Source organism: Rhodococcus sp. SJ-3 (genome assembly GCF_051918125.1).
Taxonomy (GTDB): domain Bacteria; phylum Actinomycetota; class Actinomycetes; order Mycobacteriales; family Mycobacteriaceae; genus Rhodococcus.
Window position 1 is genome coordinate 4,013,273 of the sequence record NZ_CM123306.1, and the last position, 17,371, is coordinate 4,030,643.

Annotated in this window: 12 protein-coding genes; 5 read left to right on the forward strand and 7 right to left on the reverse strand. The window is 66.1% G+C overall.

Going from position 1 to position 17,371, the window contains the following annotated elements; translation table 11 throughout:
• Positions 1-42: 42 nt before the first annotated feature.
• The 5 genes from ACTDXD_RS18775 to ACTDXD_RS18795 form a co-directional block, all read right to left on the reverse strand.
• Complete coding sequence (locus ACTDXD_RS18775) at positions 43-3,768, reverse strand: multifunctional oxoglutarate decarboxylase/oxoglutarate dehydrogenase thiamine pyrophosphate-binding subunit/dihydrolipoyllysine-residue succinyltransferase subunit (RefSeq protein WP_440123788.1); 3,726 nt, start codon at positions 3,766-3,768, stop codon at positions 43-45.
• A 204-nt stretch (positions 3,769-3,972) separates the two neighbouring features.
• Entirely contained in the window at positions 3,973-7,836 is a 3,864-nt protein-coding gene (locus ACTDXD_RS18780) for an ABC transporter ATP-binding protein (RefSeq protein WP_440123789.1), read from the reverse strand.
• A gap of 37 nt (positions 7,837-7,873) precedes the next feature.
• Complete coding sequence (locus ACTDXD_RS18785) at positions 7,874-8,653, reverse strand: ABC transporter permease (RefSeq protein ID WP_440123790.1); 780 nt, start codon at positions 8,651-8,653, stop codon at positions 7,874-7,876.
• Positions 8,650-9,609 carry an ABC transporter ATP-binding protein gene (locus ACTDXD_RS18790; protein ID WP_440127700.1) on the reverse strand — a complete coding sequence of 320 codons (960 nt, stop codon included), beginning with the start codon at positions 9,607-9,609 and terminating at the stop codon, positions 8,650-8,652. Before ACTDXD_RS18790 ends, ACTDXD_RS18785 begins: the two co-directional genes overlap by 4 nt.
• 156 nt (positions 9,610-9,765) lie before the next feature.
• Positions 9,766-10,512 (reverse strand): hypothetical protein, encoded by a 747-nt coding sequence (locus ACTDXD_RS18795; RefSeq protein WP_440123791.1) that lies wholly within the window; start codon positions 10,510-10,512, stop codon positions 9,766-9,768.
• Between the two features lie 43 nt (positions 10,513-10,555).
• On the opposite strand from ACTDXD_RS18795, the gene ACTDXD_RS18800 reads away from it, so the two are divergent.
• Entirely contained in the window at positions 10,556-11,428 is an 873-nt protein-coding gene (locus tag ACTDXD_RS18800) for a helix-turn-helix domain-containing protein (RefSeq protein WP_440123792.1), read from the forward strand.
• Positions 11,425-11,868: a VOC family protein gene (locus ACTDXD_RS18805; RefSeq protein WP_440123793.1), complete on the forward strand. Its 444-nt coding sequence runs from the start codon at positions 11,425-11,427 to the stop codon at positions 11,866-11,868. Before ACTDXD_RS18800 ends, ACTDXD_RS18805 begins: the two co-directional genes overlap by 4 nt.
• A gap of 20 nt (positions 11,869-11,888) precedes the next feature.
• Here the strand turns inward: ACTDXD_RS18805 and ACTDXD_RS18810 are convergent, their stop codons facing one another.
• Together ACTDXD_RS18810 and ACTDXD_RS18815 are read right to left on the reverse strand one after the other, a co-directional pair.
• Positions 11,889-12,932, reverse strand: coding sequence for a glutathione S-transferase family protein (locus ACTDXD_RS18810; RefSeq protein ID WP_440123794.1), 1,044 nt, complete (start codon positions 12,930-12,932; stop codon positions 11,889-11,891).
• Between the two features lie 41 nt (positions 12,933-12,973).
• Positions 12,974-13,654 carry a GNAT family N-acetyltransferase gene (locus tag ACTDXD_RS18815; protein WP_440123795.1) on the reverse strand — a complete coding sequence of 227 codons (681 nt, stop codon included), beginning with the start codon at positions 13,652-13,654 and terminating at the stop codon, positions 12,974-12,976.
• A gap of 38 nt (positions 13,655-13,692) precedes the next feature.
• On the opposite strand from ACTDXD_RS18815, the gene ACTDXD_RS18820 reads away from it, so the two are divergent.
• From ACTDXD_RS18820 to ACTDXD_RS18830, 3 genes are all read left to right on the forward strand, one after another.
• A complete protein-coding gene (locus ACTDXD_RS18820; RefSeq protein ID WP_440123796.1) occupies positions 13,693-15,180 on the forward strand; it encodes an MFS transporter in 1,488 nt (495 codons plus the stop codon).
• A 44-nt stretch (positions 15,181-15,224) separates the two neighbouring features.
• Entirely contained in the window at positions 15,225-16,280 is a 1,056-nt protein-coding gene (locus ACTDXD_RS18825) for a class I adenylate-forming enzyme family protein (RefSeq protein ID WP_440127701.1), read from the forward strand.
• Between the two features lie 130 nt (positions 16,281-16,410).
• Complete coding sequence (locus tag ACTDXD_RS18830; RefSeq protein ID WP_440123797.1) at positions 16,411-17,367, forward strand: adenosine deaminase; 957 nt, start codon at positions 16,411-16,413, stop codon at positions 17,365-17,367.
• Positions 17,368-17,371: the final 4 nt, after the last annotated feature.

Sequence of the window (17,371 nt, forward strand, 5' to 3'; positions counted from 1 at the left end):
ACAGTTCGAACGGCTACCTTCCCGTCGCTTCGCGCGCCCCTGTCAGCGCTCGAAAGCCTTGTCGAGGATTTCCTGCTGCTCGACCGCGTGCACCTTGCTCGAACCCGACGACGGCGCCGACATCGCGCGACGCGACACCCGCTTCACACCGGAAAGATGATCGGGAAGAAGCTCGGGCAGAGCGAGACCCAGGAACGGCCATGCACCCTGGTTGGCCGGCTCCTCCTGGACCCAGAAGAACTCGGACGCATTCGGGTACTTGTCGAGAGTTTCGGCGATCCGGCGACGCGGCACCGGGTACAGCTGCTCGACGCGGACGATCGCGATGTCGTCGCGGCCTTCCTTCTGCTTCTTCGCGAGCAGTTCCCAGTAGATCTTGCCCGAGGTCAGCAGCACGCGTGTGACCGTGGACCGATCCGCCGTCTCGTTCTCGTAGGGGATCTCTTCGAGGATCGAGCGGAACTTGCCCTGCGTGAAGTCCTCGACGTTGCTGACCGCAGCTTTGTTGCGCAGCATCGACTTCGGTGTGAAGACCACCAGCGGGCGGCGGATGCCGTCGAGGTGATGGCGACGCAGCAGGTGGAAGTAGCTCGCCGGGGTGGACGGGACTGCCACCGTCATCGAGCCCTCGGCGCACAGCTGCAGCCAGCGCTCGATACGACCGGAGGTGTGGTCGGGGCCCTGACCCTCATGGCCGTGCGGCAGGAGCATGACGACGTCGGAGAGCTGACCCCACTTGGCCTCACCGGACGAGATGAACTCGTCGATGATCGACTGTGCGCCGTTGACGAAGTCGCCGAACTGCGCCTCCCACAGCACCAGAGCCTCGGGGTTGCCCACCGAGTAGCCGTACTCGAAGCCCACGCCCGCGAACTCGGTCAGCGCCGAGTCGTACACCATGAAGCGGCCACCGTTACCGGAATTCGCAGCGAGCTCCGCGAGCGGGTTGTACTCCTCGCCGGTCTTGCGGTCGATGAGCACCGAGTGGCGCTGCGTGAACGTGCCGCGCCGTGAGTCCTGTCCGGCCAGGCGCACGAGTGCACCCTGCTCGGCGAGCGACCCGAATGCGAGGAGCTCGGCGTATGCCCAGTCGATGTGGCCCTCGCGGGACATCTCGCGACGCTTCTCGATCACCGGCTTGACACGCGGGTGCACGCTGAAGCCCTCGGGAACATTGACGAACGCATCGCCGATGCGGTCGAGGACCCCCTGGTCGACGGCCGTAGTCAGACGCGGTGCGGGCGTCTGGTCGAGCTCGACGGACTCGGACGGTTCCGGCTGGAACTTCTCGAGTTCGCGGACTTCGTTGAACACCCGCTCCAACTGACCCTGGTAGTCGCGCAGTGCGTCTTCGGCTTCCTTGAGCGAGATGTCGCCGCGGCCGATGAGGGCCTCGGTGTAGCTCTTACGGACGCTGCGCTTGGTATCGATCACGTCGTACATGGCCGGCTGAGTCATCGACGGGTCGTCGCCCTCGTTGTGGCCGCGACGGCGGTAGCAGATCATGTCGATCACGACGTCCTTGTGGAACGTCTCGCGGAAGTCCACGGCGAGCTGCGCAACCCACACGCAGGCCTCGGGATCGTCACCGTTGACGTGGAAGATCGGTGCGCCGATCATCTTGGCGACGTCGGTGCAGTACTCGGACGAACGCGAGTGCTCCGGCGCGGTGGTGAAGCCGACCTGGTTGTTGACCACGATGTGCACGGTGCCGCCGGTGCGGTACCCGCGCAGCAGCGCGAGGTTCAGCGTCTCGGCGACCACGCCCTGGCCTGCGAACGCGGCGTCGCCGTGCAGCAGCAGAGGCAGGACCGTGAAGCCGCTCTCACCCTTGTCGAGGATGTCCTGCTTCGCGCGGACGAGTCCCTCGAGAACCGGGTTGACCGCTTCGAGGTGCGACGGGTTGGCGGTGAGCGAGACCTTGATGTCGTTCTCGCCGAACATCTGGATGTAGGTGCCTTCGGCGCCGAGGTGGTACTTGACGTCGCCGGAGCCGTGGGCGGCCGACGGGTTCAGGTTGCCCTCGAACTCCGTGAAGATTTTCGAGTAGGGCTTACCGACGATGTTGGCGAGCACATTCAGGCGACCACGGTGCGGCATCGCGATGGCGACCTCGTCGAGCTGGTGCTCGGCGGCCTGATCGATGATGCTGTCCATCATCGGGATGACCGACTCGGCGCCCTCGAGCGAGAACCGCTTCTGACCGACGTATTTGGTCTGAAGGAACGTCTCGAACGCCTCGGCGGCGTTGAGACGACTCAGGATGTACTTCTGCTGCGCGACCGTCGGCTTGACGTGGTGCGCCTCCACCCGCTCCTGCAGCCACTGCTGCTGTTCGGGCTCGAGGATGTGCGTGTACTCGATGCCGATGTGGCGGCAGTACGCGTCGCGCAGCACCGACAGCACGTCGCGCAGCTTCATCCGCTGCTGGCCGTGGAAACCGCCGACGTTGAACTCACGGTCGAGATCCCACAGGGTCAGGTCGTGAGTGGTGACGTCGAGGTCGGGGTGCGAACGGAACTTGTCGCGGACGAACTGCAGTGGATCGGTGTCGGCCATCAGGTGACCGCGGTTGCGGTACGCCGCGATCAGCTCGAGCACGCGGGTGTGCTTGTCGACGAGACCTTCCGGCACGTCCTTGCGCCAGCGAACCGGCTCGTAAGGAATGTGCAGCGTGTGGAAGATCTCGTCGTAGAACTCGTCGGAGATCAGCAGCTGATGGATCTGGCGGAGGAATTCGCCCGACTCGGCGCCCTGGATGACGCGGTGGTCGTACGTCGAGGTCAGGGTCAGCAGCTTGCCGATGCCCATTTCTGCGATGCGCTCATCGGACGCGCCCTGGAACTCGGCGGGGTACTCCATCGCACCGGCACCGATGATCGCGCCCTGGCCGTTCATCAGGCGCGGAACCGAGTGCACGGTACCGATGCCGCCCGGGTTGGTCAGCGAGATAGTGACACCGGAGAAGTCCTCACCGGTGAGCTTGCCGTCGCGGGCACGCCGGACGATGTCCTCGTATGCCGAGTAGAACTGCGCGAAGTTCATCGTCTCGCAGTTGCGGATAGCAGCGACGACGAGTGAACGCTGCCCGTTCTTGCCGGGCAGGTCGATGGCGAGGCCGAGGTTTGTGTGCGCAGGCGTGACGAGGTTCGGTTTGCCGTCGATCTCGGCGTAGTGGTTGTTCATGTTCGGGTACGCCTGGATCGCCTGGACGATGGCGTAGCCGAGCAGATGGGTGAACGACACCTTGCCGCCGCGCGTACGCGCGAGGTGGTTGTTGATGACGATCCGGTTGTCGAACATCAGCTTCGCCGGGACGGCGCGGACGCTGGTGGCGGTGGGGATCGACAGCGAGGCGTTCATGTTCTTCGCGACCGCACCGGCAGCACCGCGGAGAACCTTCTTCTCCTCGGTCGCGGGAGCAGTGGAAGGTGCGGCAGCAGCCTTGGGTGCCGGCTTTGCTGCGGCAGGCTTGGCAGCCGGGGCTGCAGGCGCAGCCTTGGCCGGTGCGGCCTTGGGCGCTGCGGTCTTGGGAGCGGAGCCGGCCGAAGCAGTCGTGGCGGGTGCGGACTTCACCGGAGCGGGCTTCTCGGGTGCCGTGGTGTCGGATCCGTTAACACCTCCTGCAACCGCTGCCTCCGGCGAGTAATCGGTCAGGAACTCGTGCCAGCTCGCATCCACGGACGACGGATCGTCCTGGAAACGCTGGTACATCTCGTCAACCAACCACTGGTTCTGTCCGAACTGTGATGTAGAGCTGCTGCTCACGGCAGTTGTTCGCCTCGTTTCTTTCTTCGGTACCCGATCGGAGCGCCTGTGGTTATGAGGCTAGCGCTTGGCATGTGACGATTCGAACCGATCGTTCATGCGCGAGAGCCACCTCACAATCTCGAGTCGACGGGGTCTCCATCGATGACGGTTCTCGCCCGCCGATTATTCCCTGTTACGTGCATCGCCGCAGCACTGACCCCGTTACAAATGCGAGCTGTGAGGGCTCGCAACCGGTTCGACCTTCTGCTCGGGCGTGTCGGTTGCAGCGTCAGGGACATCGGGGACGAGCGCTCCTGTCGCGAGCCGCCACAATGTGGTGTACAGACCACCCGCGCGATGCAGCGTCTCGTGCGGGCCGCTCTCGACCACTGCGCCACCGTCGATCACCACCACCAGATCGGCGCGAGCCGCGGTCGCCAGTCGGTGCGCGACGATCACCGCCGTCCGCGACCGGGCAAGCGAAGCACCGGCGTCGAGCACGGCCTGCTCGGTAGCCGGATCCAACGTGGCGGTCGCTTCGTCGAGCAACAGCAGATCGGGGTCGACGAGTTCGGCCCGGGCCAACGCGATCAATTGACGCTGACCGGCCGACAGGCCCTGCCCACGCTCACCGACGGGGTGCAGCATCCCTTGGTCGAGACCGGCGATCATGTCGAGGGCGCCCACCGCGCGTGCTGCGGATTCGATGGCGGAGCGGTCGGCGTCGGGTCGGCCGTACGCGATGTTGCTCGCCACCGTCCCGGTGAACAGATGTGCCTCCTGCGGCACGACGCCGAGCCGGCCCCGATACTCGGGTAGCCGGTATTCGCGCAGATCCGTCCCGTCGACCCGCACCGTGCCGGTCGTGGGGTCGTAGAAGCGGGCGAGCAGTTTGACGATCGTCGACTTCCCGGCGCCGGTGCGTCCGACCAAGGCGACCGTCGATCCCGGTGGGAATCTCAGGTCGACGTCGGCGAGCGCGTCGGTGTCGGCACCGCTGTAACGGAACCCCACACCGTCGAGACGAACGTCGCCGCGCAGATGCCCGGATACCTCGACGGTGCCCGCCGGGCCGGACTCGAGGGAGCTCTCGGTGGCCAGCAGATCGCCGATCCGTCGCAACCCGACGCGTGCCTGCTGGTAACCGTCGAACACCTGCGACAACTGCTGGATGGGTCCGAACAGCAGGTTGAGGTACAGGACGAACGCGATCAGGACGCCCGCGGTCGTGGCGCCGGACGAGACCTCGCGGGCACCCACGAACACGACGGCAGCCAACGCCAGATCCGACAGGAACGTGATGAACGGGAAGAACAGGGAGATCGCTCGCTGCGAACGCATGCGGCTGCGGCGGTACGCGTCGGCGCGCTGAGCGAACCGGCGTGCGGAGGTCTCCTCGCGACGGTACGCCTGCGCTGCACGGAGGCCCGTGATGTTCTCCTGGAAATCCGCGTTGACCAGGGATATTCGTTCCCGCGATATCGCGTAGGCCGCGCCCGAGATCTTTCGGAACCACAGTGTGGCCGCCACCAGCACCGGGATGACGCCGAGCACCACCAGCGCGAGCGTGACGTCGGTGATCAGCAAGGCCACCGAGATGCCCAGCAGTGTCAGCATGCTCACCACCGCGGTCGAGAGACCGGTCTGGATGAACTGCGACAGCGCGTCGACGTCGGTCGTCATCCGGGTCATGATCCGGCCCGACAGTTCGCGCTCGTAGTAGTCGAGGCCCAGTCGCTGCAGGTGTGCGTAGCTGCGTACCCGCAACCCGAACAGCACGCGTTCCCCGGCGCGGGCGGTGAGCACCGTCAGAACGGCAACCGTGGCCCATCCGAGCAGTGCGAGTCCCACACCCACCGCTGCCGCGAACCACAGCATGCCGGGATCGCCCGGCGTGACGCCGCGGTCGACGGCGAACCGCACGATCGACGGAAACGCGATGTTGATCGCGGACTCCACGGCAAGGCACACGATCACCGCCGCGAGCAGCCAGCGTACGGGGCGCAGCGTCCGTAGCAGCCGGAACTGCGGGTCGGGTCTGCGCAACGCACGTGACTGCAGGTCGGGGTCTGCGCCGGGTTGCTCGGTGGCCGGTGGCAATGCCGCCACAGCTGCGCGGAGTTCGGGGGTGGGCGCGACCGCGCCGAGCGCGCCGCTCATGGGGCCGCCCCCGCCGCGGCCACCACCGGGGCCGCGGCTTGCCGGGGTGACCGCAGCCTGCCTGCTCGGCGAATCGTCGTCGGACGAGGTCTGTGTCTCGGGCCACAGTGCGCGCACGCATGGGGAAACCCTCTGCTCGGGCGACGGGGCTCGTTCGGGGTCGACATCCGGTGCCGCACCCGTCAGCAAGCGGCGGAACACCGGGCTGCGCCGATCGAGTTCGTCGACGGTCCCGATATCGACGATCCTGCCGCCGTCGAGCACCGCGACACGGTCGGCGAGCGTCAGTGTCGAGCGGCGGTGCGCGAGCACCAGGGTCGTGCGGTCGGGTTGCTCGCGGAGCGCGGCGTAGATTGCGGCCTCGGTCTCGGCATCCACCGCGGATGTCGCATCGTCGAGGATCAGCACCCGGGGAGCCAGCAGCAGCGCCCTGGCCAGCGCGACACGCTGCCGTTGCCCACCCGAGAGCGTGAGACCGCGTTCGCCGACCACGGTGTCGTACCCGTCCGGCAGGGAGTCGATGAACTCGTCGGCGCGTGCCGCGACCGCCGCAGCGCGGATCTCCTCGTCGGTGGCATCGGGCCTGCCCAGCGCGATATTCGTCGCGATGGTGTCCGAGAACAGGAACGGCTCGTCGAACACGAGGCTCACCGCTTCACGTAGCCGGTCGGCGCGTAGGGCGGCCACATCGATGTCGCTGCCGTCCGACGTCAGGCATACCGTGCCTGCCGACGGCGCGTAGAAGCGCGGTGCGAGCAGCGACAGCGCCGTCTTGCCCGACCCGGCGGGACCGACGATCGCGACGGTCTCGCCGGGTAGCACCTCGAGGTCCATTCCACCCAGAACATCTCGACCCTCGCCGAAACCGAAGGTGACGCCGCGGAACGCGAGGCCGAGAGGTCCGTCGGGCAGCGGTACGGGATGTGGGGGATCAGCCACACCGGGCTCGGTGTCGATCACCTCGTACACCCTCTCGACCGCGGCACGCGAGAGCTGCGCCATGATCACGACCTGAGCCAAGGTGCGGGTCGTTGCGCTCATCGTGGCGACATACGCGGTGAACGCGACGAAGGTGCCGACGGTGATCGTGCCCTGCAACGTGAGCCAGCCGCCGAGCGCGATCGTCGCGACCAAACCGAGTTGCGGGATCGCTCCCATCGGTGCGGCGAACCGCGCGTTGATCCGTGCCGCCCGCATACGCTCGGAGTACAGGATCCGGCCGTGGTCCTCGAGCTGGTCGACGGCGCGGTCCTCCTGGCCGAAGCCCTTGACCACCCGGACGCCGGTGACGGTTTCCTCGACGTGCTGCGCGAGGTCGGCGGCACGTTGCTGCGCTGACCATGTCGCGGCGAACACCTTCGGGCGGACCACGCGCACGATGGTCACGATGACGGGCACGGTGGCGACGGCGATCAGTGTGAGCAGCGGCGAGAGTGACGTCATGATCACCAGGGCCAGCACGAGCTGCAGCAATGCACCCGCCGACATCGGGACCATGGCAAGCAGACCTTGAATGAGCTGAAGGTCGGTGATCGAGCGCGACACCACCTGCCCGGTGCGGATTCGGTCCTGGCCGTGGCCGTCGAGGCGTTGCAGTGATCCGAGCAGGCGTAGCCGCAGGTCGTGTTGGACGTCCAGAGAGAGCCTGCCCGCCAGCATCCGCCGCCCGTACTGGCATCCGAATCGGACTGCCGCACCAAGCGCGATTGCGGCAGCCGCGAGCCCGATCAGGTTCGGGACCGACGTGAATTCGGTGGCCTCACCGGTGGCGCTGTCGAGTGCGAGCTTGGTGAGCAATGGAAAGGCGATATCGATCAGGGCGGCGATCGCCGTGAGCGCGAGTGCTCCGATCGCCGTTCGCCGGTGACGCATGCACTCTGCGCCGAGGCGACGGACCCAACCCTGATCGTGTGTGTCGTGTGGCATTTCTCCCGACACTAGCGCCGACGTACGACAGCGACGCTCAGGTGAGATCGCGACTACGAGTGCGCCACCAGCCGAGCCCGCAGATCAACGCGGACCAGAAGATCAGAACGAGCGGAGCCAGCGGCCACGCCACCGGCATCTCGGTTTCGCCGGACAGGTCCACGACACCGAAGAGGGTGTACCAGGTGATCTGGGCCGGAAGGAATTGCGCGACGCCGCCGAGACCCATGCCGTGGAGCACGAGGGAGACGGTCAGCTCACCGAACGGGACCCACGCACAGACCGCGAGGACACTGCCCACCATCGAGCCGGTGAGCAATCCCAGACCTGAACCGATGAGCGCCCACAACACCGCGCAGAGCAACCCGGAGCCGAGGACACTCGCGATGCTGCCCAGGTCGGTGCCCGAGAAGCCGCCGCCGAACATGAGGATTGTCAGGGCCGACACGACCTCGGCGATCACGCAGTACAGGAGACCGAACAATGCTGCGGTCGTGTACTTCGAGGCGATCACCAGGTCGCGCCCGCGGGTGGTGAGGAAGGTGGTGATCACGGTGCGGTGCTGGTATTCACCACCGGAGTTGACGACCCCGAACAGCGCGGCGAACAGGAACACCAGGGCGAGGGCGAACGAGATCCCCACCGCCGCTGCGGCGGCCTCGGCGAACCCGGGCCCGAGGATGTCCTCGACCTGACGCATCACCGGGAGCGTGAGTGCACCGCAGAACACTCCCACCACCAGCGGTGCGATACCCAGAATCCACCAGTACCGCAGGCCGAGCACCTTGCGGAACTCGGCTGTCAACAATGCGGTCACGAGTGCCCTCCGGGTCCGGTCGGTGGATGCTGTACGTGCGGTCGGCCTTGGAAGTTCTGGCCGTCGGGTGGCGCGGCCATGTACTGACCGGACGTCATGGCGAGGAAGACCTGTTCGAGGTCGACATGCTCGACGCTCGTGCCGAACAGCGTGACGCCGTGTCCACTCGCCAGAGCGGCGATGCGTTCGGGTTCGACCCCCACGACGGCCAGCCGGCCGTCGGGCTGGATCTGCGCATCGGTGAAACCGGCCGCCGCGAGTGCCGTCGCCAGCTTCACGGGATCGGAGACCGCGACGAGCACGCGCGACCGGTAGGCGTTGCGAAGCTCCGCCATACTGCTCTGCATCACGAGTGACCCGCGGCTGATGATCACGAGGTGGTCGGCCATCTGCTCGACCTCCCGCAGAATGTGGCTCGAGATCAGGACGGTGCCGCCCTTCCTCGCGAACGTCACGAGAAAATCGCGAAGCCACGCCATTCCTTCGGGGTCGAGACCGTTGGCAGGTTCGTCGAGAACCAGGTAGCGCGGCTGGCCGAGGAGCGCGGTCGCCAATGCGAGCCTCTGGCGCATCCCGAGCGAGAACTCACCGACCCGCTGCCGCGCTGCGGAGGTCAACCCGACGAGGTCGAGCATCCGGGCTGCCCGTTCGTCGGGGACACCCATTGCCGCGCAGTATGCCTTCAGATGTGTCATTGCGGTGTGCTTCGGATGCGCACTGCGCGCATCGAGCACCGCACCTACGATCTGAGCGGGCTGTTCGAGCCGGTCGAACGGCACACCGTCGATGTATGCTGCGCCGGCGGTGGGCTTCACCAGCCCCGTCAGCATGCTGAGGGTCGTTGTCTTGCCCGAGCCGTTCGGGCCGAGAAATCCGGTGATGGACCCTCGGGGGACAGTGAAGCTCAGGTTCGACACGGCAGTGACATTGCGGAAGGTCTTGGTCAGGCCGTCCACCACGATCCCCGGAGGGGGCCCGCTTGCCTGCGCCGTGAAATGAGGCTGCCGGTGCGGCGTGTTCGCCGACGATGCTGTCACAGAAATGTTCCCCCGGTTACCTCTCGCGGTTGTGTCGTCGCGAGCATACGTGCAGGGAGTTTCGTCGCGAGTACCTCAGGTTTCCAACTGCGGTGCCGGGTGAGGCGGTAGCACGCTCTGCTCGGCAGGCCAGGTCGCGGGAGGTGCTCCGAAGGCCTCACGGGCGTTGATGATCGTGCGCTTGCCGATCGTCCGGTTGCCTGCACCACCGATTGCAGCCCCGATACCGGCGGGCACGAGCTTGCCGAGGAGAAGCGCTCCCCGCTTGGCCGCGTACTTCCGGACGAATTTCTTCACGAGAGTGTTGTTCATCAGCTTGAGTTGTTTGCTGCCGACCTGGCCTGTCAGCGCCTTCGGCCAGTTCTTCAGCGACGTTCCGGTGGCCGCCGCGACGATTTCCTTGCCGGAATCACCGAGGGCGACCGCGAGCACCAGCGCGCGGCGCTGGTTGTGGTCATGGGGTTCGATTCCGTGCACCGCCGCGACAGCAAGGGTGAGCAGCGCTGAGGCTTCGAGGAAGAACACCGACTCCGCGCCGATCGCGCCGATGGCGGCGATGGTGCCGATACCGGGGAAAGCGGCGGTTGCGCCCGCTGCGGCACCACTCCCGGTGATGGTGGTGAGGAACTGCTTTTCGAGCCGCGCAATGATCTGCGCGGGCGACTCGTCGGGATGCGCGCGACGCAGCAACCCGACGTACTTCGCCACTGCGGGGCCTTGCAGCCGGCTGCCGTTGTCGAGCAGTGTGATGAGTGCACGTTCGATCGTGCCCCCCTCCAGGGGCTCACCGTTCTTGTCGACGGCGCCGCGCTTTCCACTCATTTCGATCCTTGTCGTGTGTCCGTCGGTGGCTACTCTGGAGATCGTGGCCCGGTCGTCAACTGTTGTCGGCATTTCCGAGGGCGCCAGGCGGCGGCCTGCTCCGTTGCTGCAACCCTACGTGCGTTGGTACGAAGGATATCGGCTGACGGGATTTCCGCCTGCGCATCATCTGGGCTTGTCGTCGCCGGATCTCACCGTCGTCCTCAGCCTCGACCGTCCCGTCGACATCACCAGGGCAGCCGCGCCGGGCCAGCCACCGGGCCGGTTCACCGCATTGGCGAGCGGTCTGGCCACCTCGGCGGTGACGATCGCGCATGACGGCAATCAGCACGGAATCCAGCTCGCGCTGACGCCCGCAGGAGCCCGCGCCCTGCTCGGCGTTCCGACATCCGCACTCGGTGCGTGGGTGGTCGACCTCGAGGATCTGTTGGGTCCCGACGCGCGGGAACTGCACGAGCGGATCGCAGCGACACCCCGGTGGCCGGAACGCTTCGCGATCCTCGACCGCATTCTCACCCGACGACTGGCAGGTGCCTACGATGCCGCGAAGATGGATGCGCGTGTGGCGCACGCCTGGGAGCAACTCGTGACCCACCCCGGCGCCGCGGTACGAGAGGTGGCCGACGAAGTCGGATGGAGCCGCCGCTATCTCACTGCGCGCTTCACCGCGGAATTGGGTGTCACGCCGAAAGAATCCGCGCGTATCGCCAGATTCGACCGATCGAAGGCGATGTTGCGCAGGCCCGAAGTACGTCTGCCGGATGTAGCAGTTCGCTGCGGGTTCTACGATCAGGCCCATCTCGCCCGCGAATGGCGTGAGTTCGCGGGTGTTCCGCCGTCGCGCTGGAGACAGGACGAGGTGTTCCCATTCGTCCAAGACTCCGACGCCCCTCCCGAAGAAGACTCTGTCCCATGACCAATACAGCAGCAGACCCACATCGCACCGATACCGGCACCCACACCCCGAACGTATGGCCGTGTCTGGCGTACACCGACGCGAGGGCCGCGATCGGCTTCCTCGTCGACATCCTCGGCTTCACCGAATCCGCATGCTACGGGGAAGGCAGCACCGTGGACCACGCAGAGTTGACGTGGCCGTACGGCGGCGGAATCATGCTCGGCTCCGCCGGCCGCGACACTCCCCTCGACCAACACGCCGACGCGGGATCGGTGTATCTCGTCGTGCCCGACCACGCCGTCGCCGATGCTCTCTACGACAAGGTCCGCACCTCGGCCGCGACCATCACCGTGGAGTTGCGCGACGAGGACTACGGTTCACACGGTTTCTCGTGCCGCGACCCGCAGGGCGTGAACTGGAGCATCGGTACCTATGCGGGGCACGGATTCGGCGACTGACGATCACGGGCGACTGACAGTCACAGTGGAGTGTGATCCGACGGCACGGTCTCCTCTGCACGTGGCGGAGGAGGCGGTGTGCCGTCACCGAACGGCCGGCCGCCGAGCGCTTCCCGGCCGTGCGGCGTCAGCCAGCCCGACAGGTCGGGACCCTTCGGCACGATCTGTGTGGGATTCACATCGGTGTGCACGATGTAATAGTGCTGCTTGATCTGCACGAAATCTGTCGTGTCGCCGAACCCTGGCGTCTGGAACAGGTCGCGCGCGTAGCCCCACAGTGAAGGGAACGCGGTGAGTGGATTCCGGTTGCACTTGAAATGGCCGTGATAGACGGGATCGAACCGCGCGAGAGTCGTGAACAACCGGACGTCGGCCTCGGTGATCGTGTCGCCCACCAGATAGCGCTGGTCGGTGAGCCGCTCCTCCAGCCAATCGAGCCGGGCGAACAACCGGTCGAACGCGGCGTCGTACTTGTCCTGTGAACCGGCGAACCCGCACCGGTAGACGCCGTTGTTGACATCGCGGTACACAAGTTCGGCGACCTCGTCGATCTCGCTTCGCAGCGATTCCGGGTACAGGTCCGGTGCACCGTCGCGGTGGAACGCGGTCCACTCGGTCGAGAAGTCCAGTGTGATCTGTGCGTAGTCGTTCGTCACGACCTTGCCGGTCGGTACGTCGACGATGGCGGGCACTGTGATGCCCCTGGGGTAGTCGGGCTGTCGCGCGAAGTACGCCTCTTGGAGGCGTTCGATGCCCAGTACCGGGTCGACACCGCCGGGATCGAGGTCGAAGGTCCAGCTGCGCTGGTCGTGGGTCGGGCCGCACAACCCCAGCGACAGCGCGTCCTCCAGACCGAGCAGTCGTCGCACGATCAATGTGCGGTTGGCCCACGGACAGGCACGTGCCGCGACAAGACGGTAGCGGTCCGCTTCGACGGGGTATCCGTCGCGGCCGTCGGCGGTGATCCGCGTCGAGATGTAGTTGGTGTCGCGGGTGAACTCGGCACCCGGCGCGACGTAGCCGGCCTGCGTCGAGGATGTGTTGTCTGTGGCCTTGCTGGTCATGACACTCCCTGGAATCGAATTGGTCGCCGGGTCCGAACCGGTTACCGCGCCGACAGATGCACTGTGATGAGAGTGCCCCATTCGACGTACCCCGACACTGCCGCGAGCCCACGCGCCGAAAAATTGTCGCGGCGAGCTCGCCACAGAGGGATGAGGCCTGCATCGAGTGCGTCGTGCGTACACAGCGTCGCGACGGTGGCGCCGAGTCCCAGACGTCGATTCTCCGGTGTCGTGAGAACCCGCACATCAGCAAGAAGAGACTGAAGTTCGCGGTAGCTCGCGGCGGCGAGCGGCTGGTGGTCGTCGTCGAGCAGGACGAATGCACGATCGGGTACTGCGCCGCCGAGTTCGGTGCTGTCGTCGGGCGGACAGCGTCGAACCAGCTCGGCGAGGTCCGCCGGGGCGTGCGAGATCAAGGGGTCCTCGACGCGTATCGCATCCGCCCACTCCGGACACAGACCGAGCACTTCGGTGCGGGCCGCGTAACCCCGGGCTGCGACGCGCACGGTGCGCTCTTCTGCGGGCAGAGGGAGGGCGGTGACGGCGGACAGGGCGGGTTCGGGGCCCACCACCGCGACAGTGTTGCCGATGCTGAGCACTCGGACCGTAGTGGCCGTATCGTCCACTTTCGTCACGAGGACACCGGGCGAGAGGGCGTCGTCGGCGAGTCCGAGTTCGCGGCACCACGCGAGGGCCGCGATGCTCGAGAGATGGGGGTCCACGCGGATACCGTATCCCCAGACCGGGGAGAGGATGTGTTGTGAGATCAGGGGACGAGCCCGCCGTACCCGACGCTCACTGGGCGGCGCTCACCGCATTGTGCCTGGGCTTCTTCATGATTCTGGTCGACAGCACGATCGTGTCGGTGGCGAATCCGGCGATCATGCGGGCCCTGGACGCCGATCTCGAGAGCGTTGTCTGGGTCACCAGCGCCTATCTGCTCGCGTTTGCGGTGCCGCTGATGATCACCGGCCGTCTCGGCGATCGATTCGGGCAGCGCCGAATCTACTTGTCGGGTCTGGTGGTGTTCACCTTTGCGTCGCTGTGGTGCGGGATGTCGTCTTCGATCGAGGCGCTGATCACGGCGCGTGTGCTGCAGGGGTTCGGGGCCGCGCTGATGTCTCCGCAGACCATGGCGGTGATCACCCGTGTTTTTCCGTCGGACCGTCGCGGCATGGCGATGGGGATCTGGGGTGCGATCGGTGGAGTCGCAACTCTCGTCGGGCCGCTCGCCGGTGGAGTGCTCGTCGACGGGTTCGGCTGGGAATGGATCTTCTTCGTCAACATTCCGATCGGACTGGCAGGTTTCGTGCTGGCTCTCCGATTCGTGCCCGCCCTCCCGACTCAGGCCCACCGATTCGATGTGCCGGGGGTGGTGCTCAGCGGAGTCGGGATGTTCTTCCTGGTGTTCGGACTTCAGGGGGCTGGTGGGGAGCACCCGTGGTCGTCGAATGTGTGGACGAGTGTCGGCATCGGCGTCGTATTCCTGGTGATCTTCGTGTGGCATCAGTCGCTGGGGCGGGACGAACCGCTCGTGCCGCTGACGCTGTTCCGCGATCGGAATTTTGCACTTGCCAACATCGGGATTGCGTCGATCGGCTTCGCGATCACCGCCTTCATGCTTCCGCTGATGTTCTATGCGCAGGATGTCCGGGGGCTCGATCCCACCGAGTCGGCGTTGCTCATGGTTCCGATGGCAGTGTTGAGCGGTGCGTTCGCACCGTTCGTCGGACGCCTCGTCGATCGGGTGCACCCGCGGTATGTCGCGGGTCCCGGTTTCGCGCTGCTGGCCGTTGCGTTCTTGTGGCTCTCGCTGGCAATGACTCCGGACGCACACCTGTGGCAGTTGCTGATGCCGATCGGGCTGACCGGTTTCGCATCGGCGGGCATCTGGTCGACGCTGTCGACGACCGCCACCCGCAACCTCGATCCCCGGCTGGCGGGCGCAGGTTCCGGCGTCTACAACGCCACCCGGCAGTTGGGCGCGGTCCTCGGCAGCGCGGCGATGGCAGCAGTGATGGCTGCGTCGTTGTCTGGACGCGGTCTGGGAAACGGGTTGTCGCAGTTACACAGCATCGGCGAACTGCCCGGCTCGTTACGCGAGGCATATGCGGTGTCGATGGCGCACTCGATATGGCTTCCTGCGGCGGCATTGACGCTGGGTTTCCTCGCTTCGGCGTGCTTCGCACGTCCCCCGCGGACGGAGATCCGGAGTACATCGGAACGCAGTTCTCCGGCCAGAATGTGACCCACGCCATATAGTGCAGACACGGACGGTGTTGGGAGGTGGCAATGTCGCTGGCAGTCGTCGGGATATCCACGGGAGCGGATTGGCTGCGAAGTGAGCGCGCGATGCACCGTTGCGGAGGGATTCTGCACTACGACGATCTCGAACCATGCCTTGCCGAAATGCTCGATCGCAGTGCGTTGCGGTATTCGCAACGTGTCGCTGCGGTGGACGGGGACGGCCGCGCGATCACCTACCGCGACTTGTGGACCGAAGCGGCGAAGGTGGCGGGAGGGCTCCTCGATCAGGGCGTCGGTCCCGCCGACCGAGTCCTGGTGCATCATCGGAACGGCTTCGAGTGGCTCCGCGCATTCCTCGGGGTCGTACTCGCCGGTGGTGTGCCGGTCCTACCGGATCCCACGTGCAGCGACACCGAGATCGACTGGATGGCATTCGACAGCGGAGCGCTGCTCATCCTGGATGGTCCCCTCCCCGAAGGAGTTCCGTTCCTCGACGGCGGTGCCTCTCCCGACGAGCTCGCGCTGCTCTACTACGTCCGAGGCTGTGGCGGTGACCTGCGCGGCGTGGAACTGACCAACAGGAACGTTCTTTCGACGATCGAGGCCGTCGGACACGCCATGGACCTGGTGGACGAGCCCGGGCGTACGGTGATCACCGCGCCGCTGTCCACGGCGGTGGGATGCAGCGTGCAGTTACTCCCGACCCTCGCGTTCGGAGGGACCGTCGTCGCGGCTGGCGCGCGGGGGACCCGCGTGCCGTGGCGGCACCTTCGTGCGTCGTTCCCCGCTTCACGTTGTATCCGTGGGTGGGGCGTCGCGGAGACCGGTGGGATCGGTCTGCTACTTCCGTCGGAACATCGCCGCGGCCATCCGCGCAGTGTCGGTGTGCCTTTCGGTGGAATCGAGGTCGCGTTGCTCGGTCCCGAGGCCGAGAAGGGGAGGGGAGAACTGTTGTGTCGCGGACCGAGCGTCGCCCGCGGCTACTGGAACAACCCGGCAGCAACTGCCGAGATGTTCGACGACGGCTGGTTTCGCACCGGCGACCAGGTGTCCATCGACGCTGCAGGCTTCGTCAACCCTGTCGCAGTACGGGTGTCGTGACGTACGACCTCAGGTCGCAGTTCTTGTGATCTGGAGCGCTTCCGCAGGTCAGGTATCATTTCTCGGAGCCGTATGAGGGTGCATTGCCTTCACGGAGAGGCACACACCCGCTTGGAAAGGCAATGGGGCAATGGTCGAGGAAGGCGCGGTGCTGCACGAGCACGGCTTGGCGGAACTGCACGTGCACATCGAGGGAACCCTCGAGCCCGAGTTGATCTTCGCTCTCGCGGAACGCAATCGGATCGAGCTTCCGTACCGGGACCTCGATGATCTGCGCGGGCGATACGAGTTCGGCGACCTCGTGTCGTTCCTCGACCTCTACTACGCCAACATGGAAGTCCTGCGCACCGCCGAAGATTTCGCCGACCTCGCGCGCGCTTACTTCGCGCGGGCGGCGCGGGCGGGTGTCACGCGGGCCGAGTTCTTCTTCGATCCGCAGGCCCACACAGCCCGGGGAGTGGAGTTGCGCGAGGTCGTCGACGGTCTTGCCGACGCCGCTGCCGGTGCGCAGCGCGAGTTCGGGATCGACGCCGCGATGATCGCGTCGATCGTGCGCGATCGCCCGGTGGCCGAGGCGAACGACACCTTCACAGACCTGATGAAGATGCAGGCCCCGATCATCGCCCTCGGACTCGACTCGGCGGAGGTCGGTTACCCACCGTCACTGTTCGAGGACGTGTTTGCCCGTGCCCGCGCGGAAGGGCTGCGCATCACCGCGCATGCCGGCGAGGAGGGGCCGCCGGAGTACGTCCGGCAGGCACTGGATCTACTCGGCGCCGAGCGCATCGACCACGGCATCCGGTCACTCGAGGATCCCGATCTCGTCACACGTCTGGTGGAAGAGCAGATTCCGTTGACGGTGTGCCCGTTGTCGAACGTCCGGTTGCGAGTGGTCGATACGCTTGCCGATCATCCGCTGCGCCGCATGCTCGAAGCGGGATTGTCGGTGAGTGTGAACTCCGACGATCCGGCCTACTTCGGCGGGTATGTGGACGACGCATTCGCCGCTCTGCGAGAGCACCTGGGTTTGACGGACGACGAACGAACGGTCCTGGCGCGTAACTCGATGCGCGCAGCGTTCTTCTGATTCC